This window comes from Streptomyces sp. NWU339 (genome assembly GCF_003143855.1).
Lineage (GTDB): Bacteria > Actinomycetota > Actinomycetes > Streptomycetales > Streptomycetaceae > Streptomyces.
Window position 1 is genome coordinate 1 of record NZ_QFRK01000054.1, and the last position, 19934, is coordinate 19934.

Genomic DNA, 19934 nt, shown 5'->3' on the forward strand with positions numbered 1-19934 from the left:
GMCGGTGAACCTTGCTGGCGAGCCGTTGGCGCCGGGTCTGGTGGCGGAGTTGTACGCGCACCCGGTGATCGGTGTGGTCAACAACTTGTACGGGCCGAGCGAGGACACCACCTACTCGACGCACGCGGTCACCGTTGCAGGTGATGCGAGGACGCCGATCGGCCGGCCTGTCGACGGGACGCGGGTCCATGTCCTGGATGGCAGTTTGCGGCCGGTGGTTGTGGGCGCGGTGGGTGAGCTGTACCTGTCGGGAGCCGGTGTCACCCGTGGATACCATGCCCGGCCCGCGCTGACGGCGGAGCGGTATCTTCCCGATCCGTTTTCCGCGGACGGGTCCCGGATGTACCGCACGGGAGATCTCGTGCGGTGGCGTCCTGACGGGCAGCTGGAGTATCTGGGCCGGGCCGACGGGCAGGTGAAGATCCGAGGCCACCGCGTCGAACTCGGCGAGGTCGAGGAAGTCCTGCGTCGCCACCCGCACGTCTCCGAGGCGGTGGTCGTCGCCCGCCCGGACACGACCGGCTCACTGCGCCTGGTCGCCTACATCATCCCCCACGAGGCCGCCGGTTACGTCCCCTCCGACCTGCCCTCCCACGCACGTACCTGGCTCCCCGACTTCATGGTCCCCTCGGCCCTTGTCAGCCTCGAGGAGTTTCCCCTCCTCCCCAACGGCAAGATCGACCGCTCCGCTCTCCCCGACCGCGAACCCGGCGCAGACCGCTACTCCTTCCGCCCTCCGTCCGGGCCGGCCGAGAAACTGATCGCCCGGATCTGGAGCGAACTCCTCGACGTCACTGAGATCGGCGCAGACGACGACTTCTTCGCCCTCGGCGGCCACTCCCTCCTCGCCACCCGGCTCACCCACCGGCTCGGCGAGGCCCTCGGCGCCCACATACCGCTCCACCTCGTCTTCGAACACCCCATCCTCACCGACCTCGCCGCCCACCTCCCCGATGGCACGGAGCAAGGGCGTACACCACCGATCACCCCGCTCGACCGCGTCCCGGAACCGGACGGCACACTCGTGCTGCCGACATCGCCCGGTCAGGAACGCCTGTGGGTCCAGTGCGTGCTGGACCCGGAGGCCAACCTCGCCTACCACATCAGGGGCGCCGTCCACCTCCACGGGCCGTTGAACGAGGACGCCTTGGTCACCGCCCTCCATCACCTCGCGCGCCGCCATGAGAGCTTGCGTACCTCGCTGGGCCAGATCGACGGCGAGCTTCGCCAGGTGGTGGCACCCGATCCCGAAGTGCCGCTGTTCCGAACCACCACCGCCGACTGGGAAGCGGTGATCGACGCCGAGACCCGGCGGGCCTTCGACCTCTCCGGCGGCCCCCTCTGGCACGTCACGCTCGTCAGCGCCGGGCCCGAGCACCACGTCGTCGTCGTGAGCCTGCATCACGCCATCGCCGACGGTTGGTCCCTCGACATCATCCTCCGTGAGATCGCCCAGAGTTACGCCGCACTCCTGCACGCCCCCGGCAGCGAAGCCGTCTCGCCGGCGCCCGTCCAGTACGCCGAAGCAGCAGCCTGGCAGCGCGAAACGGCATCGGAGAACGCGGAGTTCTGGCGGTCCCACCTGACGGGTACTACCTCGGCCAGCCTGCCGACCGACCGGCCTCGCCCCCCTCGGCAGACCTTCCGAGGCGAGGCGGTCCCGCTGAACCTTTCGCAGGTAGCACTGGCCGGCGCGGCACGGAAGGCGGCGACCACGTCGTTCACCGTCCTCGCGACAGCCCTTGCCGTCGTCCTCGTCAAGCTCACGGACCGGTACGACGTGACCCTCGGCATTCCAGTCGCCGGCCGCGACCACCCGGACACGGCCGGGGTCGTCGGCTACCTCGTCGACACGCTGCCGCTCCATCTGCGCCCGCATCCGGATGCCACACTCGCCGAGACCCTGGACGCGACCCGGGCACTCGTGGACGACGTCCGCGCCCACCCGCGCATCCCCCTCGAAGAACTGCTCCGCGGAGCACGCCCCCACGGCGAGCGCGGCCCGCTGTTCCAGGTGCTGCTGGCCGTCAACGGGACGCCGCCCCGTTACGAACTGGCCGGCCTGGAGATGAGCCCGGCTCCCGTTCCGTTCCGCACCACTCCTTACGACCTGGTCGTCCAGGCGGAGGAACGCGACGGCCGAGTCACCGGACACCTGCTCTTCAACACCGACTTGTTTGAGCGCTCCACCGCACAGCTCATCGCGGACCGGCTCGCCACCGCGGTCCACGCCCTGGCCGACGGTCCCACACTGACTGTCGCTGAGGTGGATGTGCGGTCGGTGGGGGAGCGCGAGTGGATGGGTGCGGTGTCGGCGGGTGCGTCGCTGGCAGGTGGGGTGGCGGGCCGGGTGGAGGAGCTGGTGGAGGGGGTGGTTGACCGTCTGGGTGGTGCGGGTGTGGCGGTGCGTTGTGCGGGTGAGGTGTTGTCGTTCGGGGAATTGGAGGAGCGGGCGAACCGGCTGGCGTGGGGTTTGCGTGGTGCGGGGGTGGGGCCGGGCGACGTGGTGGGTGTGTTGTTGCCCAGGTCGGTGGACCTGGTGGTCGCCTTACTGGGTGTGCTGAAGTCGGGTGCGGGTTATGTGCCCATGGACCCGGGTTATCCGGACGAGCGTGTCGACTTCATGGTCGAGGACTCGGGTGTCTCGCTGGTCTTGAGGTCGGTGGAGGACTTCCCGGACGGGGGCCGCACGGACCGGGTGCCGGTGGTGGGTGACGGTTCGGATGTGGCGTATGTGATTTACACGTCGGGATCCACGGGTCGCCCGAAGGGAGTGATGATCGAGCATTCGCAGGTGGTGGCGATGCTCTCGTGGGCGGGCCGGGTGTTTGCGGGTGGGGAGTTGGCGCAGACGCTGGCTGCGACGTCGGTGTCGTTCGACCTGTCCGTGTTCGAGATCTTCGCCCCGCTGTCGGTCGGCGGGACAGTCCATCTCGTCCCCGACAACGCGCTGGATCTGATCGCGCATCCAGGCCGGTACGCGGATGTGACGTTGGTGAACACGGTTCCGTCGGTGGCTCGTGAGCTGCTGGCGGCGGGTGCGATACCTCCCCGGGCGCGGACGGTGAACCTTGCTGGCGAGCCGTTGGCGCCGGGTCTGGTGGCGGAGTTGTACGCGCACCCGGTGATCGGTGTGGTCAACAACTTGTACGGGCCGAGCGAGGACACCACCTACTCGACGCACGCGGTCACCGTTGCAGGTGATGCGAGGACGCCGATCGGCCGGCCTGTCGACGGGACGCGGGTCCATGTCCTGGATGGCAGTTTGCGGCCGGTGGTTGTGGGCGCGGTGGGTGAGCTGTACCTGTCGGGAGCCGGTGTCACCCGTGGATACCATGCCCGGCCCGCGCTGACGGCGGAGCGGTATCTTCCCGATCCGTTTTCCGCGGACGGGTCCCGGATGTACCGCACGGGAGATCTCGTGCGGTGGCGTCCTGACGGGCAGCTGGAGTATCTGGGCCGGGCCGACGGGCAGGTGAAGATCCGAGGCCACCGCGTCGAACTCGGCGAGGTCGAGGAAGTCCTGCGTCGCCACCCGCACGTCTCCGAGGCGGTGGTCGTCGCCCGCCCGGACACGACCGGCTCACTGCGCCTGGTCGCCTACATCATCCCCCACGAGGCCGCCGGTTACGTCCCCTCCGACCTGCCCTCCCACGCACGTACCTGGCTCCCCGACTTCATGGTCCCCTCGGCCCTTGTCAGCCTCGAGGAGTTTCCCCTCCTCCCCAACGGCAAGATCGACCGCTCCGCTCTCCCCGACCGCGAACCCGGCGCAGACCGCTACTCCTTCCGCCCTCCGTCCGGGCCGGCCGAGAAACTGATCGCCCGGATCTGGAGCGAACTCCTCGACGTCACTGAGATCGGCGCAGACGACGACTTCTTCGCCCTCGGCGGCCACTCCCTCCTCGCCACCCGGGTCGTCAGTCGACTGACGACGCTCACGGGCGCCGAGATACCCCTCCACCTCGTCTTCGAGAACTCCGTACTCGCCGACCTGGCCCGCCTGTTGCCCGATCCGGCGGGCTGGCCGGCCGGCCCCGCCCGCATCCAGCGCATCCGGCGCGTCAAGGGCGGCACGACCGCGGGGTGACATCCGCCCCCTTCCCCCCCTCCTCCGTCCCCCTACAAGAACAGGAGACAGCGATAAAACAGGAAGAGAAGACGCTCAACGTACCCCCGGCGCCCGTCGCCGACACCGCTCACACGGCGAAGCCGCCCGCGCCCGTACCGGACCTGTCCGACGGGCCCCCGAGCCAACGAGCCCGCCATGCTGGGCTTCGGAGGCTTCCTGCTGGGCTCTATCTCGCTCGCCTTCTACCTGAAGGACGTCAGCGTTCCCGCCAACTCCCTGGTGGCCTCGCTACCCATCATGGTGTTCGCCAGCACCATCATGCTGCTGATGGCCTCGGTCTGGGCGATGCGCCTGGGCGACGGGGTGTTCGCGGCGGTGTACGGCCTCTTCGGGACGTTCTGGCTCAGCTTCTCCATCCTCAGCCTCGCCCTGAACAACAACTGGATGGGACAGTTCGAGAACATCGAACAACGCCAGGCCACCGCCAACTTCGTCCCGGTCTGGGCCATCGTGATCATCCTGCTCACGCTGACCACCCTGCGCCTGCCGAGCGTCTTCACGCTGCTCTTCGTCGTCGTGTCCGCGACGCTGCTCGTGCTGTTCGGCTCGATCGAGCAGGCGATCGACCAGACCGTCAACAACCCGTTGAAGCCCAGCGACCCCTGGCTGATCTACGTCGGTATCACGACGATGTTCCTCTTCATCGCGGTCGGCATGTACATCTTCGCGAGCTTTATGCACAGGGCGACCGGCGCGAAGAACCTCCCCCTCGGCAAGCCGCTGATCAAGAGCCGCTGAACGGACCGCCCCACGGTGCCGCCCAAGGTTTCCTGCCGGCCCCACCGCACACGTAAAGGAGGAACGATGACCGACTACCTGCCCCAGGTCGCCACCGTCCCCTTCCCCATGCCGCGCCCGGAAGACCTGCCGGGCGACGCCCGAGCCGTCGCGGCGGCGGCCCCCTACGCCCTCGCCGGACTGGCCGGCAAGGTGGCCGACCCGGCGCACCGGACCGGTCTCGCCGACATGCTCGCCGCCGTACGGACCGCTCGCGCTGCTCTCGGCCCGGTGCCCAGCACCCTCGTCGTGGACGATCCTGGGGAGTCCCGGCCGAACCGCCACAACGACCTGGCGTTCGGCATAGAACGGCACCACGGTGACCCGCTCACCCTGTTCGTCGCGGCGGCGCTCAACGCCCACCTCGGCATCCTCGAGATCGCCGAGGAACGGGGCACCGGCCTGGACGAAACCGCGTGGTACGACCTGGTCGCGGGTTTCGACACCCTGGTGCGGTGGCCGACCGATCCCACCCGGCTTCCTGCGCCGTTGCCGGTGCCCGGCTGCCTGCCGTCGGGGAAACTCGAACCCCTCGATGGGCTCCGACGCTGGGTGCGCGGCCACCATGTCTTCATGGTGCTCGCCCAAGGCGGCACCGTCGCCGTGAACAGTCTCACGGCGGCGGCCGAGGCCGGCGAAGAGGAGGCCGCCGCCACGGCGGCCGAAGTGGCCTCCCGGGTCATGCGGGCCTGCCGCGCCGCCCTCCAGTTCGCCGGAGACGCCAACCCCGACCAGTACCGGTCGGAGATCAGGCCCACCCTCATGCCGCCGGTGGCGCCCCCGCAGATGAGCGGGTTGCGCTGGCGGGACCACGAGGCGCTGGTGGCCGCGCTGACCGCGTCGGGCGAGGCCTGGTCCTGGCTGGCGGAGCGCCGCCCCGCCACCCTGAGCGACTTCCGGACCGCGCTCGACGCCACGTACGAGTCGCACAAGGGCGTGTGCGGGAACTTCGTCGGCAACCAGTCACCGAGTCTTCTCGCGACCAGCAGATCCCACCGGCCTGCGGTCGGCGTCATCGAGCAGTTCCGCCGGCTGCGGGTGGGCACCCTGCCCGCAGCCCCGCACCCCGACCGCCGCAACTGACCGCCCGCGCACGGCCGTTCGGCGGCAGGCACGTCGCGCTCCGCTGTCGCTCCGCACGGACGACCGCGAGCACCTTGCGAGCATCCCCTCCCCATGTCACACCGGGCCACCGGTCCACCCGCCGGCATCCGGTGGGAACTCACTCACATCCGAGAGGCAGGGCACTCATGACCCAGACCGCATCCACCCAGAACGGCGGGCCCGTCGAGCTCGACATGGACGGCCTGTCCCGGATCCTCTTCGGGCATGCAGCCTTCCAGTACCTGAACGCGGCCTGTGAACTGGGCCTCCCGGACCTGGTGGCCGAGAAGCAGGAGCTGACCCGGGACGAGATCCGCGACGCGCTCTCCCTCCAGGACCGCGCCGTCGACATCCTGCTCCTGGGCTGCACCTCGCTCGGCATCCTCGTCAAGCGGGACGGACGGTACCGACTGGCCGGGGTCATCAAGGACCTCATGGACGAGGGCGACTGGCAGCGCTTCGTGGACACCGTCGCCTTCGAGCAGTACATCGTGTACGAGGGCCAGCTCGACTTCACCGACTCGCTCCGCGAGAACCGCAACGTCGGTCTGCGCCGGGTCCGTGGCTCCGGCCGTGACCTCTACCACCGGCTCGCCGAGAACCCGCACATGGAGCAGGTCTTCTACCGCTACATGCGCTCCTGGTCCGAACTGGCCAACAAGCACCTGGTCCAGGAGCTCGACCTGTCCGGCCGACGGCACCTGCTGGACTGCGGCGGCGGCGACGCCGTCAACGCCATCGCCCTCGCCCAGGCCAACCCGGACCTCAAGGTCACCGTCTTCGAGATCCCGGCGTCCGGCAGCATCGCCGAGAAGAAGATCGCCCAGGCCGGAGTCGGCGACCAGGTCTCCGTCATCACCGGCGACATGTTCGCCGACCCGCTGCCCACCGGCTGTGACGTGGTGATGTTCGCCCACCAGCTGGTCATCTGGACGCCGGAGGAGAACACCGAACTGCTGCGCCGCGCCTACGAGGTCCTGCCCGAAGGCGGTCAACTGGTCATCTTCAACTCCATGTCCAACGACGAGGGGGACGGCCCCGTCGTCGCCGCCCTCGACAGCGTCTACTTCGCCGCGCTGCCCGCTGAGGGCGGCATGATCTACTCCTGGGCGACGCACGAGCGGTGCCTGCGCGAAGTCGGGTTCAGCACCATCAAGCGCATCCCCTTCTCGGGCTGGACCCCGCACGGCGTCATCGTCGCCACCAAGTAGGCCCCGCCGGGGCCACGCACACGGATGCCACCGGGCCGGCCGCCACGGCGGCCCGGCGGCACCCCGCCCGGCGAGCACCACCGACCGTCACGGGCCCGCCACACCGGCGTAACGCGACGCACAAGAAGCCGTACTGGAAGACGCACGAGTAGACGCACCAGAAGGGGACCGCATGCTCCACCCACAACTCCGGGACGACGCGGCGCGGATGCGCATGCTGCTCTACGGTCAGCTCGTCTCCAAGGCGCTGTGCACAGCGGTGGAGCTCGGTCTGCCGGAGGCACTGGCCGGCGGCCCCCGCTCGGCCGAGGACCTCGCCGGCGACGTGGAGGCCCACCCCCTCGCCCTGCGCCGGCTGCTCCGCGCACTCGTCCCCTTCGACGTGTTCACCGAAGAGCCCGACGGCACCTTCGCGCTGACCCGCCTCGGCGCCACCCTGCTGCCCGACACCCCCGGGACGGCACGCCCCAGCGCCCTGCTGCTTGCCGGTGAAGTCGGCCGTACCTGGGAGCAGTTCGGGTACTCCGTCCGGACGGGCGACTCGGCGTTCACCCTGCTCCACGGCTGCGCCCTCTTCGAGCACCTGGAGCGGCGGCCGGAGCGGCGCGAGGTGTTCGACCGGTCCCAGGAGGCCGGACTGCGACTGGAACTGGACGAGATCTTCGACGCGGTCTCCTTCGACCGGTACCCGACGATCGTGGACGTCGGCGGCGGCAACGGCCACCTGATGTGCGAACTGCTGCACCGTACTCCGGGCAGCACCGGCAGCGTCATCGACCTGCCCGGCACCGTGCAGCTCGCCGAGAAGCGCATCGTGGAAGGGGGCCTCACCGACCGCTGCATCGCCGTCGTCGGCGACTTCTTCGACAGCGTCACACCCGGCGCGGACCTCTACATCCTCAGCCACATCCTGCACGACTGGGGTGACGACAGCGCTGTCTCCATCCTGCGTACCTGCGCCGCCGCCATGCCCGAGCACGGACGCCTCATGGTGATCGACCTGCTCACCGACGCCGCCGCCGACGACCGGGGCGGACGCCACCGGCTCCCCGCCCTCATGGACCTCTACATGCTCTCCCTCTTCGGAGCGGCCGGCGGCCAGGAGCGCACCGGCGCGGAGTTCACCGCGCTGCTCACGGCCGCCGGACTGGAACCGGAGGAGACCAGGGTGCTGCCCAGCGGCATGGGCGTCATCACGGCCCGGCGGCGCACCACCTGACCGCCCCCGCACACCGCCCCGCCCGGACCTCGGCCCGGTGTGCCGCGCTGCGTCGTCTCGTCGAGGCCGAAAACCGCTGCCGGGGCGGCCCTGGGCCATTCAGATGGGTCCCTCACCCTTTTCATCGCTGGATAGGCACTCCCTCATGACTCACGACCCGACCGCCGCCCCGCCCGCCCGTGCCGGGAAACGCGAATGGACAGCCCTGGGTGTCCTCGCCTTACGACTCCTTGCACATCCTGGACGCGCTGCTGAACCTGGACGGCGGGGTGAAGCCGGAGATGGTGGCGACCGACAACGCCTCGTACTCCGACATGGTGTTCGGCCTGTTCAAGATCCTCGGCTACAACTTCAGCCCGCGATTCCGCGACCTGGACGACCAGCGGTTCTGGCGGGCCACGATGCCCGGCGTCCAGACCGGCACGTACGGCGCGGTGGAGGACCTGGCCCGCAACCGCGTGAACCTGAACAAGGTGATCACGCACTGGCCGGACATGCTGAAGGTCGCCGGTTCCCTGGTCACCAACCAGGTCCGCGCCTACGACCTGCTGCGGATGTTCGGACGCGACGGACGCCCGACGCCGCTCGGGGCGGCGTTCGCGGAGTACGGGCGGATCGCGAAGACCGAGCACCTGCTGCGGGTGGTCGATCCGGTGGACGACACCTACCGGCGGCAGATGAACCGGCAGCTCACCGTGTAGGAGTCCCGCCACAAGCTCGCGAGGGACGTGTGCCACGGCAAGCGCGGCACCATCCACCAGGCGTACCGGAACGGGATGGAGGACCAGCTCGGCGCGCTCGGCCTGGTCCTCAACGCCATCGTGCTCTGGACAACCCGGTACATCGACGCCGCCGTCGCCCAGTTGAAGGCCGAGGGCCACGAGATCCAAGACGAGGACATCGCCCGGCTCTCCCCGCTCAAGCACCGCAATCTGAACCTGCTCGGCCGCTACAGCTTCGCCGCCTCTACCCCGGCCGCCGGTGTCCTGCGCCCGCTGCGTGACCCCGATGCGCCGGAGCTGGACGAGGACGACGACGGGAGCGGACGGGAGTAGGTCCCATCCAGCAGCGCCGCTGCCAGCGTGCGAGCATGCACCAGCCGGCTGCCGTCGCCCTCCAGGCCGGCCCGCGCCATCGCGCCCTCCAGCAGGAAGGACAAGTGCTCCGCCAGCGCGCTGGCCTCCTCGGGGCGCTCGGGCAGCAGCTGCCCGAGGTGGCCGACGATCAGTTCCTCGACCGTCTCCTTGTGGCGGCGTACGACGTCACGCCCGGCGTCCCCGGCAGGCAGCTCGGCCGCCGCGTTGAGCAGACCGCAGCCACGGAAACCGGTCTCCCGGGCGGCCTCCGCACAATCGGCGTAGGTGTCGAAGACGGCCAGGACCGCCTCTCGAGGGCCCGCCGTCCCCTCCAGCCGTGTGCGGTACGTCGCGAGCCACTCCTCATGCCGGGTGTCGAGATAGGCCCTGACCAGCTCAGCCTTGGAGGAGAAGTTGTTGTACAGGCTTGTTTTGGCGACGCCGGCCTCGGCGATGATCGTGTCGATCCCGGTGGCCGTTACACCGTCGGCATAGAAGCGGCGTGCGGCGGTCACCAGCAGACGCTCCCGGGCCGGCCGTCGTCTGCCGGCCGCGGCCGCTCCCGCCTTGCTCTCGCTCATCCCACACTTCCCGGTAGCGATGGACAGACAGTTCCACTGTGGCGCCATCCACGTTAAATGAACAGACCTGTACAGTTTACCTGAGGGGCGGATCTACACAGTCGGGAGCCGACCGCATGCACTTCCTGCCCAGTGACCTGATCGTCGACGGGGTCCGTATCTCCTACCGCGACTGCGGTGAGGGCGAGCCGGTGGTATTCATCCATGGCACGCCCTCGTACTCGTACGAGTGGCGGAACGTCGTGCCGCATGTTGAGGCCGCCGGCCACCGCGCCATCACCTATGACTTGCCGGGCTACGGGCGCTCCGAGCGTCCGGTGGACCGTGACACTTCGGTCGCCGCCCAGACGGACCTGCTGGGTGGCCTGCTCGATGCTCTGGGTATCGAGCAGGCCACCATCGTCGCCCACGACATCGGCGGCGCCATCGGTCAGCGGTTCGCCATCGCCCGCCCCGAGCGGGTACGGCGGCTGATGATCATCGACACCGTCAGCTACGACTCCTGGCCCTCCGAGACCTGGCGGAAGATCATCGACGAGCGGCTGGAGGAGCACATGCAGCTGCCGCAGGACGCGTTCGACGCCCTGCTCACCCGGCAACTGGAGATGACGGTGGCCGACGGCGCGGCAACGATGACTGGTGACATCCTCAAGGCGTACCTGGCGCCCCACCAGTCGGCACTGGGCCGCGTTTCCTTCTTCGAGCACCAGGTGCGGCACTACGACTCCCGGTACACCGAAGAGATCACCGACCAGCTCGCCTCCCTGGCCATGCCGGTCCGTATCCTCTGGGGCGAATGCGACCAGTGGCAGTCCTTGGCCTACGCGCAGCAGCTCGCCGAGGACATCCCTGGCGCCCGCCTCACCGTCATCCCCGGGGCTGGGCACTTCGTGATGGAGGACGCGCCCGAGCCCGTCACCGAAGAGATCCTCGACTTCCTTGCCGACTGAGGCCCAGACGCCGGACGGGCAGCAGTAACCGGCGCCAATATCCGTACCGAAGCTCCAGGGCCGTGGGCGCGGGCGGAAGGGCTCGACCCTGCCGCCTGTCGCCAAACGATGGCGAACTCAAGCGGTCAACGCATCACCGCTGTTCAGGAGGTCAGCGTAGATTTCTGCCGGAGTGCGATAGTCATGGGTCTTGCGCGGACGATGGTTGAGTTCATGGGCGATGGCGTCCAGGTCGGCCTGGCTGAACGTGCGGAGGTCCGCGCCCTTGGGAAGGTACTGCCGAAGCAGTCGGTTGGTGTTCTCGTTGGTGCCGCGCTGCCATGGGCTCCGCGGCTTGCAGAGGTATACCGGCATCCCGGTCTTGGCGGTGATGGCTTGGTGCTCGGCCATTTCCCGGCCCCGGTCCCAGGTGAGCGTCCGCCGTAGTTGGGGCGGGATTCCGAGCAGACTCCTGGTGAGGTGCGGAGTGACCTGCTCAGCCTTGATGCCGTCCGGCAGCGCGACGATGGCCGTGTAGCGGCTGGCGCGCTCGACGAGCGTGGCGACCGCCGAGGGCCGGGTGCCCATCACGAGTCGGGTAGCGGGGACGCATTGCTGCGTCCCCGCTACCCGACTGATCATCGGGCTGAACCGGTCGGCGATCGGCACGCTCGTGGAACGAACGACCCGCTACACCATGCTCGTTCACCTGCCACGAGCCGAGGGCTACGGCACCGTCCCACCGACCAAGAACGGGCCCGCACTGGGCGGCTACGGCGCCGTGGCTATGAAGGACGCCCTGGCCACCACGATGACCACCCTGCCCGACCAGCTCCGCCGGTCACTGACCTGGGACCGCGGCAAGGAGCTGGCCGCTCACGCCCAGCTCACGGTCGAGACCGGGCTGCCCGTCTACTTCGCGGACCCGCACGCTCCCTGGCAGCGGGCCACGAACGAGAACACTAACGGGCTGTTGCGCCAGTACTTCCGACTTGTATTGGGGGTAGCGGTGTTCGTGATCGGGTTGGCCGCCCGTAACGTGCCGCAGGACATCGGGCAGGCTGACTCGAGTACTTCCTGCCGCTCGCAAGGGCTGGCTCTCCTTGGGTGTGTCGACCTGCCCGGTGTCCGTTCGCGGCTTGACTCAACAGAGGCATGAGCATCGGCCACCCCACGTTTCTCGAAGTCGGGATGTCAGCCGCGGATTCCACTGACCCGACGTCCGAGAAGAGGGGACCGCCGATGATGCTGATCGGCATCGATCCGCACAAGTCGACCCACACGGCCACGGCCGTCGATCCCGAGACCAACCGTGATCACGCATCGATGCGCATCGACGGGACGCTTCCGGAGTACCAGCGGATGCTGGACTGGGCCCGCCAGTGGCCCGAGCGGCGATGGGCCGTGGAGAACGCCAGGGGCCTGGGGCACCACCTGACGTCCTGGCTGCTCGCCCGCGGAGAACAGGTCGTTGACGTCGCGCCCAGCGCCACTGCCCGCGTCCGCCAGCTTTCGCGCGGCGCAGGCCGCAAGAACGATCGCATCGATGCCGCCGCGGCAGCGTGCGTCGCCGCTCTCCAGGGCGACGCACGACCGGTGCAGCCCGAGAGTTCCACGGATGCACTGGCGCTGCTGGACGAACGGCGCAGCAACCTTGCGCAGGCCAGGGTCCGCGCAACCTCGCGCAGGCCAGGGTCCGCGCGGTGAACCAGCTCCACGCGCTGCTGCGGGCCCTCCTGCCCGGCGGGGCACCGCGCGATCTGTCCGCGGCCAAGGCCGAGCAGCTGCTGGACACGGTGGTCCCCGCGGGTTCGGCCGAACTCACCCGCCACACCCTCGCCGCTGATCTGATCGCCGAGATCCGGACCTGGGATGTGAAGCTGAAGGACAACGCCAAAGCCATGTCCGCGCTGGTCGCGGAGTCCGAAAGCCGGCTGACCGATACTCCTGGCATCGGAGCCGTGACCGCCGCTCGTCTCCTGGGCCGGACCGGGGACCCCACCCGCTTCCCGACCGCCAGCGCCTTCGCCCAGTACGCCGGCACCGCTCCCATCGAGATCGCCAGCGCCGACCGCGCACGCCAGCGCCTGTCCAGGCGCGGCGACCGCCAGCTCAATGCGGCACTTCACACCGTCGCCATCACACAGATCCGCATGCCGGGCACCCGGGGCCACACCTACTACCAGGCAAAACTCGCTGAAGGAAAGACAGCTCGGGAAGCACAACGCTGCCTGAAACGCCGCCTGGCTGATCACGTCTGGCGCACGATGGTCGGCGACGAACGCCGACGCACCGGGACGACGGGCCCGGGAGGACAACTGGGGGCGGCTACAGCATCCAGCGCGGCCGGCTCAACCCCGACGGCCGACTCTTCGGACAAGTCACTTCCCGGACCCATCAAACCTGAGCCTACGCCACCAGACCAACCAGCTTGACAAACACAGAGGCACCCAAGGGCACCGACCTGTCCCGATGGAGCGTCGACGAACTGTCCGCCATCGCCGCGGTCCTCAACTCCCGCCCCCGTAAGACCCTTGAGTGGAAGACACCCGCGGAAGCCCTCGACGATCATCTACGATCGGTGCACGCCGGTGTTGCGACAACCGGTTGAATCCGCCCTGGCTGCCGGCGTCGGAGTGATGTATCAGCCCAGGTCCGGCGGGGGTGCCAGCCTGGTCGCGACGCCATAACGCCATGTCGAGGGCGTCCAGGACGAGCTTGGCCCGCTTGCTGGTGGCTGCGGACCAGCCGACGATCGCCCGGGAAAACACGTCGACGACGAACGCGACGTAGATGATCCCGGACCAGGTCGAGACGTAGGTGAAGTCGGCGACCCACCGCTCATTCGGACAAGATGCGGTGAAGTCACGTTGCAGCAGGTCATCGGCCCTGTCGTGGCCGTCGTCCCGGACGGTGGTGCGGATGCTCCGGCCCCGGCGGACGCCCTGGAGACCGAGGTCGCGCATCAGCCGGGCGACCGTGCAGCGAGCCACCGGTATGCCCTCGCGGTGCAGCTGTCTCCAGACCTTCCGCACGCCGTAGACGCTGAAGTTGTCGGCGTGGACCCGGCTGATCTGCGTCTTCAGTTCCGCATCCCGCACCGACCGCGCACTGGGCACCCGTTTCCTGGCTGCGTAGTAGGTGCTCGTCGCGATCTTCAGTCCGTGGCTGGTGAGGACTCTGCAGATCGGCTCGACTCCGAACACCTGCCGGTGCTCGTCGATGAACGCTACGAGCGCTTCGACGGCCGGTCGAGCTCGGCCGCGAAGAAAGCCGAAGCCGCCTTGAGGATCTCGTTGGCCCTCCGTAGCTCGGCGTTCTCCGCCTTCAGCCGCTTGATCTCCGCGGCCTCCTCCGACGTGACCCCGGGACGCCGGCCGGTGTCGACCTCGGCCTTGCGGACCACGTCCGCACCGTCTCGGCGGCACCGATGCCCAGCTTCGCGGCGACCGCCTTCATCGCGGCCCACTCGGTTGGGTAGTTGGGGCGGATCTCCGCGACCATGCGCACCGCACGCTCACGAAGCTCGGCAGGGTAAGGGGACGGACGGGCCATGAACTCGATCCTCTCTCAGGGAATCGAGCCTCCAACAGACCCGGAGCGCTTCAGCAGCGTCCCGTCGGGGTTCGCGCTCAGGTCGACCAGCAGCCCACTGTCGACGAACCGGGCGCAGCACTACCCGGACCGCGTCGACGGAGAACAGTGCCCGGAACCGCCCCACTTCGGCTCGCCGGCCCAGCCCGGTCGCAGATCAGGTTTGGGTACGGGTGTGCTCAGCATCGGCTCTGGCACCTTCCACGTCACGCCGGATCCCTGCCATCAGGAATCCCTGATGTTGTCCGGCCTGCTACGCCCTCGCACGAGGAAGGCGAACACGCCTTCGCAGATCACGTGTCGGGCTGCTGCCGCAGGTCCAGGAAGCAGCGCAGCCGTACACCCGGCTCGCCCGGCTCACGGGTCGTACGGTCCGCCAGCGCGCTCGCCCACCGGGTGGCGAGCAGCTCCTGGACCGCGAACGCGGTCTCGTCATCGGCGGCCGCGACCTCCACCACCGCAAGTCCCGGCTCTGCCACATGCGCGTCGTTGATCGGCCTCATACCCGACACGACGCTCCGCCGCCCGCCGAAGTTCTCCCGTCTGGGCGGTGTCACCCGGACCGGGTACGGCGGGGCGTGCGTGCTGACCTGCCGCAGCCTGCTCGCCCGGCCGTACTGGGCCCTCCCTGATCAGCCCGCTCCTCTCCAGGTAGCCGGGGCGCACGGACGTGCTTGGGTGCGATGCGCTGCAGGCAGGCTGCTTCGCCCGGTTTCCGGTACGACCATTGCACCCACACGGGCGGCGCACTCGGCAAACAGCTGATTGCGCCCCGCCGTGGGCCGCTATCAACGGCTCATGCTCACCGTCGTGCTGCGCGGCCTGGCCGCCGCCTCCCTCGCCGTCCTGCCTCTCACGCTCCCCTCTCCCGCCCACGCCGCGGAGACGCTCCCGCTGGCCGAGGCCGTCACCCGTCTGCCGGTGGATACCGAGTCCCGGGACGGCTACGACCGGGACGCCTTCCGCCACTGGAACACCGGCGCCAACCCGGATGACGGCTGCAACACGCGCAATGAGGTCCTGCTCTCCGAGGCCGTCGAGCCCCCTGTGGTCGGGCCCCGGTGCCGCTTGTCGGGCGGGCGCTGGTGGTCCTACTACGACCAGGTGTGGGTGACGTCGGCCTCCGGCCTGGACATCGACCACATGGTGCCCCTCGCGGAGAGCTGGGACAGCGGCGCATCCGCGTGGACGGCGCAGCGCCGCGAGGCGTACGCCAACGACCAGGGCGCCGACGCCAGCCTGGTCGCCGTCACCGCCCGCTCGAACCGGTCCAAGGCCGACCAGGACCCCGCCGAGTGGCTGCCGCCCGCTGCCGGGGTGCACTGCCGGTACGTTGCCGAGTGGGTTGCCACGAAACTCCGCTGGAGTTTGACGGCCGACGAAGCCGAGGTAGCGGCCCTGCACGAGACGGCGGCCGGCTGCCCGGGCCAGAGCGTGACGTACGAGCCGGCCGCATAGCCCGCCGGGTGGCCGGCGGCTTGGCCGTCGGCCACCCGGGACGAGGACGTGTTCGGGTTCATGCGGGAGAACTCCGGGGTCGGAACACCCCCGCGTCGGCGGGAATGACTGGGCCAAGATCGCCTGGGAGCGGGCGGCACGCGGCTCACCTCCGCTCGCGCGAAGAGGACATGACGATGGTGCACTCCGGGGCGTGCTGGCACGGCTCCCCTCCGCTCGCGCGGAGAGGACGCGTCCTTGGCCAACTCCTTCGCCGTCGTGATCGGCTCACCTCCGCTCGCGCGGAGAGGACCCGGGCAGACCGTCCGCGTCGCCGCGCAGTTCCGGCTCACCTCCGCTCGCGCGGAGAGGACCCGTTCCGGTGGGCGACGGACGACCTGAAAGACGGCTCACCTCCGCTCGCGCGGAGAGGACCGATCGGACCGCCTGATGTACAGCCAGTGATACGGCTCACCTCCGCTCGCGCGGAGAGGACGTGACGATCTCGTCCCGGCCGCCCTCGGTCGCCGGCTCACCTCCGCTCGCGCGGAGAGGACCTCCAAGGTACTCCCCTGGACATTCATGTACACGGCTCACCTCCGCTCGCGCGGAGAGGACGAGCTGAAGGTGGGCGACCAGCGCATGTACAACGGCTCACCTCCGCTCGCGCGGAGAGGACGACACCGGTGACGACGACGATGCCGGGGGCCTCGGCTCACCTCCGCTCGCGCGGAGAGGACTGGCCGATACGCGGCGGGAGTCGGGCCCGGGTCGGCTCACCTCCGCTCGCGCGGAGAGGACGGACGCGCGCCCGACGTCTGTCCCTTGCGCGCCGGCTCACCTCCGCTCGCGCGGAGAGGACTCTTCCTGACCTGGGGTTCTAGTGTGCTGAGTCTTTGATTCGCTGAAGATATCCGGCGAGGCGTTCGAGGATCTCGTCCGCGGTCTTCACCCAGGCGAACGGCCGCGGATCTTCGTTCCACAGCTTGATCCAGGCCCGGATGTCGCGTTCCAGGGCCTGGACGTTCTTGTGGACGCCGCGGCGTACCTGCCGCTCGGTCAGCAGTCCGAACCACCGCTCGACCTGGTTGAGCCAGGAGGAGTAGGTGGGGGTGAAGTGCATGTGGAAGCGCGGGTGCGCCGCGAGCCAGCGCTGTATCGCCGGTGTCTTGTGCGTAGCGTAGTTATCGCAGATCAGGTGCACCTCCAGCCCCTCGGGCACCTCCTTGTCGATGCGGGCGAGGAACTTCTTGAACTCCGTGGCCCGGTGGCGGCGGTGCAGCTGGCCGATCACCTCCCCGGTGGCCACGTTCAACGCGGCGAACAGGGTGGTGGTGCCGCCGCGCAGGTAGTCGTGGGTGCGGCGCTCGGGCATGCCCGGCATCATGGGCAGCACCGGTGCCGAGCGGTCCAGCGCCTGGATCTGGGACTTCTCGTCCACGCACAGCACCAGGGCGTGCTCGGGCGGGGCGAGGTAGAGGCCCACGATGTCGCGGACCTTGTCGATGAACTGCGGGTCGGTGGACAGCTTGAAGGTGTCGACCATGTGCGGTTTGAGGCCGAACGTGCGCCAGATGCGCGAGACGGTCGACTGCGACAGGCCGGTGGCCTGGGCCATCGACCGGGTCGACCAGTGGGTGGCGCCGGCCGGGGTGGACTCCAGGGTCTGGACGATCACGTCCTCGACCCGCGCGTCGGTCACGGTGCGCGGCGCGCCGGGRCGCGGCTCGTCGACCAGCCCCTCCAGGCGRTCGGCTGCGAACCGCTTGCGCCACTTGGCCACCGTGACCGGGTGAACCCCAAGATCCTTGCCGATCCGAGTGTTTGATGCCCCGTCTCCGCAAGCCAGCACGATGCGGCAGCGCAGCGCGAGAGCCTGGGAAGAGGTGCGGCGCCTCGCCCAGCGCTGCAGCGTCTCGCGTTCGTCGTCGGTGAGAACCACCTCGACCGTGGGCCGTCCCATTCGCGCCATGACCCCAGCATACTTATGCAATGAATCAAAGACTCAAGACACTAGGCCTGGTGTCCTGAATTCATCGACGTCATGGGCGCGCAGAAGGTACACCACCTCTTCACCCGCCTCATGAGGACCTCCCAGCAGGTACCTCAGCTCTTCGCTACCCACGCGCTGCCTCCCTTTCTGTCCTTGGCGGTCATCACGATCAGCGTGGACGTGACGGGGGAACCTGCCCGCCGGTCACCCCGTGTTCACTCGTTCAGGTGAACGGGTTGAGCGTCTGGGGAGGTTTCGGAACGTTGCCCATCACGGGACGGAAGGGCGAGCCCTCGTAGCGTGGAGTCCCCCACTGACGGACGTCGTCCGGCAGTTCACCTCGTAAAGCCGCAGTGCTCCTCACCGTCTGATCCACGACAGGGGCTGCAGGCACCCGTTGTGGATGGCTATCTGCCGCCGACCCCGGCCCGCTCGGAGCTGCGGTTGGCCGGTTTCGAGGCCGGTTCTTCTTGGGCGAGTGCGATCGCCGGGCCGGAACGGCCGGTCGGGTCCCTCTACCTCGTTCACCTGTGGGAACGTGTGTCCGGGCAGTAACCGGACAGCGTCCGGCGACGTTCCGCCAACGTTCGCTGACCCGCTGCGATCCGGTCGCCTGATCGACTGCACTGTTCCCCGGCCCCTTCAGGGCGGCCAGGAACAGTGCAGGAGACGAGGGCGGGGCGGGAGCGGTTTTCGCATGGTGACGATCAACGTGGGGGTGCTGCTCGCGGTCATCGTGGTGATGCGGTTACGCCGCAGGACTCAGGCCAGAAGCCGTGTCGAGGAACGCAACACCGCGCTCTTCGTCCTGGCCCTGGGCATCGTGATCGCGCCGACCCCGCTTGGCCAGGGCATCTTCAACGTGATCAAGCAGCTGGTGAGCGGCATCTCGCAGGCCGGCACATGAGCCCACGACCCCGGCAGGGCACTCGCCGCTCCCCCGCCCGACGCCCACGCCGTACGTCTCCCGCCTCTCGACGTCGGTCCGCGCCGAGGCGCCGCCCGGCTTCCTACCGCCGAAGGCGGACGCCTGGCTGGGAGCAGGTCGGTCTGCTGCTCCTGGCGCTCGCCGTGGTGTGGAGCCTGGTGATCGGCGCGTTGCGGTGGCTGGCCGCACACCCCTGGGTGCCGATCGTGCTGCTGCTCGTCGCGGCAGCGGCCGGCGGGGTGTTGGTGCACCGGCGCCGGGAGGCCGCCCGCTGGAACCGGGTACGTGAGCAGGGCCTGCGCTACGCGATGCCACAGATCGACGCTCTGCACCACCGGCAGTTCGAAGAAGCCGTACGGGATCTGATGCGCCGTGACGGCTGCCCCGAGGCGATCCGGGTCGGTGGGGCCGGCGACAATGGCGCCGATGTGAAGGCCACGGACCCCTTCGGCCGCCTGTGGGTGATCCAATGTAAGCACCGCAAGGCCGGACTGGCCGGCTCCGCGGTCGGAACCCCGGACCTGCACGTCCTCAACGGCACCGGCCGGCCCGTCCACAACGGTGACGTCGTCGTGCTGGTCACCAACGGCCGCTTCACGGACAAAGCCGTCGCCTTCGCCCGCTCCCAGCGACTCCACCTCGTCGACCGCCGCCTGCTCGCCCGGTGGGCCGCCGGCTCTACTCCTCTGTGGGAACTCCTGAGCGCGGTTCCCTCCCCCCGCCGTCCCGCCTCCGGGTCCTGAACCCTGCCGAGGCGCGGTGGCGTCAGGTGGCCGAACGGACAGACTCACGGTGACTTCCTCAACACGTCCCATCCCACGACGGCCAGGTCCGCACCGGGGTCGCGCACCGGCGCAGCCGTCCAGCAGTGTCACAGCCGGGTCCGACTCCAACACAGTTATCGGATGCAGCGCGGCGAGGTAGCGGGAAAGCAGCTGGTCAGGACCGTCGCC

General features: G+C 69.2%; 15 protein-coding genes, 6 pseudogenes, 1 CRISPR repeat array and 1 other annotated feature. Of the genes and pseudogenes, 15 read left to right on the forward strand and 6 right to left on the reverse strand.

Features of this window, described 5'->3' with window-relative positions; genetic code table 11:
- Nucleotides 1-4 precede the first annotated feature (4 nt).
- The 7 genes and pseudogenes from DIZ27_RS48965 to DIZ27_RS36625 form a co-directional block, all read left to right on the forward strand.
- A pseudogene (locus tag DIZ27_RS48965) lies at nt 5-265 on the forward strand (AMP-binding protein); the annotation flags it as partial.
- 96 nt (nt 266-361) lie between these two features.
- On the forward strand, nt 362-4090 hold the full coding sequence (locus DIZ27_RS36600) for an amino acid adenylation domain-containing protein (RefSeq protein WP_375232046.1): 3729 nt from the start codon (nt 362-364) through the stop codon (nt 4088-4090).
- Between the two features lie 177 nt (nt 4091-4267).
- A complete protein-coding gene (locus DIZ27_RS36605; RefSeq protein ID WP_258308706.1) occupies nt 4268-4870 on the forward strand; it encodes a GPR1/FUN34/YaaH family transporter in 603 nt (200 codons plus the stop codon).
- A 66-nt stretch (nt 4871-4936) separates the two neighbouring features.
- Nucleotides 4937-5992: a hypothetical protein gene (locus tag DIZ27_RS36610; protein WP_109382711.1), complete on the forward strand. Its 1056-nt coding sequence runs from the start codon at nt 4937-4939 to the stop codon at nt 5990-5992.
- A gap of 167 nt (nt 5993-6159) precedes the next feature.
- On the forward strand, nt 6160-7224 hold the full coding sequence (locus DIZ27_RS36615) for a methyltransferase (RefSeq protein ID WP_109382712.1): 1065 nt from the start codon (nt 6160-6162) through the stop codon (nt 7222-7224).
- Between the two features lie 172 nt (nt 7225-7396).
- The gene (locus DIZ27_RS36620; RefSeq protein WP_258308707.1) at nt 7397-8443 is read left to right on the forward strand and encodes an acetylserotonin O-methyltransferase; all 1047 of its coding nucleotides are present in this window, start codon (nt 7397-7399) and stop codon (nt 8441-8443) included.
- A gap of 224 nt (nt 8444-8667) precedes the next feature.
- A pseudogene (locus DIZ27_RS36625) lies at nt 8668-9498 on the forward strand (Tn3 family transposase); the annotation flags it as partial.
- A gap of 5 nt (nt 9499-9503) precedes the next feature.
- Here DIZ27_RS36625 and DIZ27_RS36630 read toward each other — a convergent pair.
- Nucleotides 9504-10100, reverse strand: a pseudogene (locus DIZ27_RS36630) (TetR/AcrR family transcriptional regulator); the annotation flags it as partial.
- A gap of 116 nt (nt 10101-10216) precedes the next feature.
- Between DIZ27_RS36630 and DIZ27_RS36635 the strand changes: the two are divergent.
- Nucleotides 10217-11050, forward strand: a complete 834-nt coding sequence (locus DIZ27_RS36635; RefSeq protein WP_109382713.1) for an alpha/beta fold hydrolase — start codon at nt 10217-10219, stop codon at nt 11048-11050.
- Between the two features lie 117 nt (nt 11051-11167).
- On the opposite strand, the gene DIZ27_RS36640 is transcribed toward DIZ27_RS36635, so the two are convergent.
- Nucleotides 11168-11671, reverse strand: a complete 504-nt coding sequence (locus DIZ27_RS36640) for an IS30 family transposase (RefSeq protein ID WP_309074949.1) — start codon at nt 11669-11671, stop codon at nt 11168-11170.
- On the opposite strand from DIZ27_RS36640, the pseudogene DIZ27_RS36645 reads away from it, so the two are divergent.
- The 4 genes and pseudogenes from DIZ27_RS36645 to DIZ27_RS36655 all read left to right on the forward strand — a co-directional run.
- Nucleotides 11664-12017, forward strand: a pseudogene (locus tag DIZ27_RS36645) (IS30 family transposase); the annotation flags it as partial. The gene DIZ27_RS36640 and the pseudogene DIZ27_RS36645 overlap by 8 nt on opposite strands.
- Nucleotides 12018-12184: 167 nt before the next feature.
- Nucleotides 12185-12736, forward strand: a complete 552-nt coding sequence (locus DIZ27_RS47845; RefSeq protein WP_258308709.1) for an IS110 family transposase — start codon at nt 12185-12187, stop codon at nt 12734-12736.
- On the forward strand, nt 12733-13464 hold the full coding sequence (locus DIZ27_RS47850; RefSeq protein WP_258308710.1) for a transposase: 732 nt from the start codon (nt 12733-12735) through the stop codon (nt 13462-13464). The genes DIZ27_RS47845 and DIZ27_RS47850 overlap by 4 nt, the downstream gene beginning before the upstream one ends.
- Before the next feature lie 14 nt (nt 13465-13478).
- Nucleotides 13479-13640, forward strand: a pseudogene (locus DIZ27_RS36655) (IS30 family transposase); the annotation flags it as partial.
- Between the two features lie 16 nt (nt 13641-13656).
- Here DIZ27_RS36655 and DIZ27_RS47855 read toward each other — a convergent pair.
- The 3 genes and pseudogenes from DIZ27_RS47855 to DIZ27_RS36665 form a co-directional block, all read right to left on the reverse strand.
- Nucleotides 13657-14235: pseudogene (locus tag DIZ27_RS47855) on the reverse strand (IS3 family transposase); the annotation flags it as partial.
- Nucleotides 14176-14304, reverse strand: a sequence feature (AL1L pseudoknot). Its footprint overlaps the pseudogene before it by 60 nt.
- Nucleotides 14259-14435, reverse strand: a complete 177-nt coding sequence (locus tag DIZ27_RS46165; RefSeq protein WP_181383871.1) for a hypothetical protein — start codon at nt 14433-14435, stop codon at nt 14259-14261. Its footprint overlaps the feature before it by 46 nt.
- A gap of 481 nt (nt 14436-14916) precedes the next feature.
- A complete protein-coding gene (locus DIZ27_RS36665) occupies nt 14917-15126 on the reverse strand; it encodes a DUF6207 family protein (protein WP_109382715.1) in 210 nt (69 codons plus the stop codon).
- A 295-nt stretch (nt 15127-15421) separates the two neighbouring features.
- Between DIZ27_RS36665 and DIZ27_RS36670 the strand changes: the two genes are divergently transcribed.
- Nucleotides 15422-16081 carry an HNH endonuclease family protein gene (locus DIZ27_RS36670; protein ID WP_109382749.1) on the forward strand — a complete coding sequence of 220 codons (660 nt, stop codon included), beginning with the start codon at nt 15422-15424 and terminating at the stop codon, nt 16079-16081.
- A gap of 141 nt (nt 16082-16222) precedes the next feature.
- A CRISPR array of direct repeats spans nt 16223-16922; the repeat unit is 29 nt; unit sequence CGGCTCACCTCCGCTCGCGCGGAGAGGAC.
- Between the two features lie 18 nt (nt 16923-16940).
- Here DIZ27_RS36670 and DIZ27_RS36675 read toward each other — a convergent pair.
- Nucleotides 16941-18032, reverse strand: coding sequence for an IS630 family transposase (locus tag DIZ27_RS36675; protein WP_109382716.1), 1092 nt, complete (start codon nt 18030-18032; stop codon nt 16941-16943).
- A 718-nt stretch (nt 18033-18750) separates the two neighbouring features.
- On the opposite strand from DIZ27_RS36675, the gene DIZ27_RS36685 reads away from it, so the two are divergent.
- Nucleotides 18751-18960 (forward strand): hypothetical protein, encoded by a 210-nt coding sequence (locus tag DIZ27_RS36685; RefSeq protein WP_109382718.1) that lies wholly within the window; start codon nt 18751-18753, stop codon nt 18958-18960.
- Nucleotides 18961-19124: 164 nt separating this feature from the next.
- Nucleotides 19125-19724: a restriction endonuclease gene (locus DIZ27_RS36690; protein ID WP_375232045.1), complete on the forward strand. Its 600-nt coding sequence runs from the start codon at nt 19125-19127 to the stop codon at nt 19722-19724.
- Nucleotides 19725-19934: the final 210 nt, after the last annotated feature.

Excerpts from the sequence above, each read along its gene's own strand:
- DIZ27_RS36670 (WP_109382749.1), top strand. The coding sequence starts at position 15,422 with ATGCTCACCGTCGTGCTGCGCGGCCTGGCCGCCGCCTCCCTCGCCGTC.
- DIZ27_RS36635 (WP_109382713.1), top strand. The coding sequence starts at position 10,217 with ATGCACTTCCTGCCCAGTGACCTGATCGTCGACGGGGTCCGTATCTCC.
- DIZ27_RS36615 (WP_109382712.1), top strand. The coding sequence starts at position 6,160 with ATGACCCAGACCGCATCCACCCAGAACGGCGGGCCCGTCGAGCTCGAC.
- DIZ27_RS36685 (WP_109382718.1), top strand. The coding sequence starts at position 18,751 with ATGGTGACGATCAACGTGGGGGTGCTGCTCGCGGTCATCGTGGTGATG.
- DIZ27_RS36610 (WP_109382711.1), top strand. The coding sequence starts at position 4,937 with ATGACCGACTACCTGCCCCAGGTCGCCACCGTCCCCTTCCCCATGCCG.
- DIZ27_RS36620 (WP_258308707.1), top strand. The coding sequence starts at position 7,397 with ATGCTCCACCCACAACTCCGGGACGACGCGGCGCGGATGCGCATGCTG.
- DIZ27_RS47845 (WP_258308709.1), top strand. The coding sequence starts at position 12,185 with ATGAGCATCGGCCACCCCACGTTTCTCGAAGTCGGGATGTCAGCCGCG.
- DIZ27_RS36640 (WP_309074949.1), bottom strand. The coding sequence starts at position 11,671 with ATGATCAGTCGGGTAGCGGGGACGCAGCAATGCGTCCCCGCTACCCGA.
- DIZ27_RS36605 (WP_258308706.1), top strand. The coding sequence starts at position 4,268 with ATGCTGGGCTTCGGAGGCTTCCTGCTGGGCTCTATCTCGCTCGCCTTC.
- DIZ27_RS36665 (WP_109382715.1), bottom strand. The coding sequence starts at position 15,126 with ATGAGGCCGATCAACGACGCGCATGTGGCAGAGCCGGGACTTGCGGTG.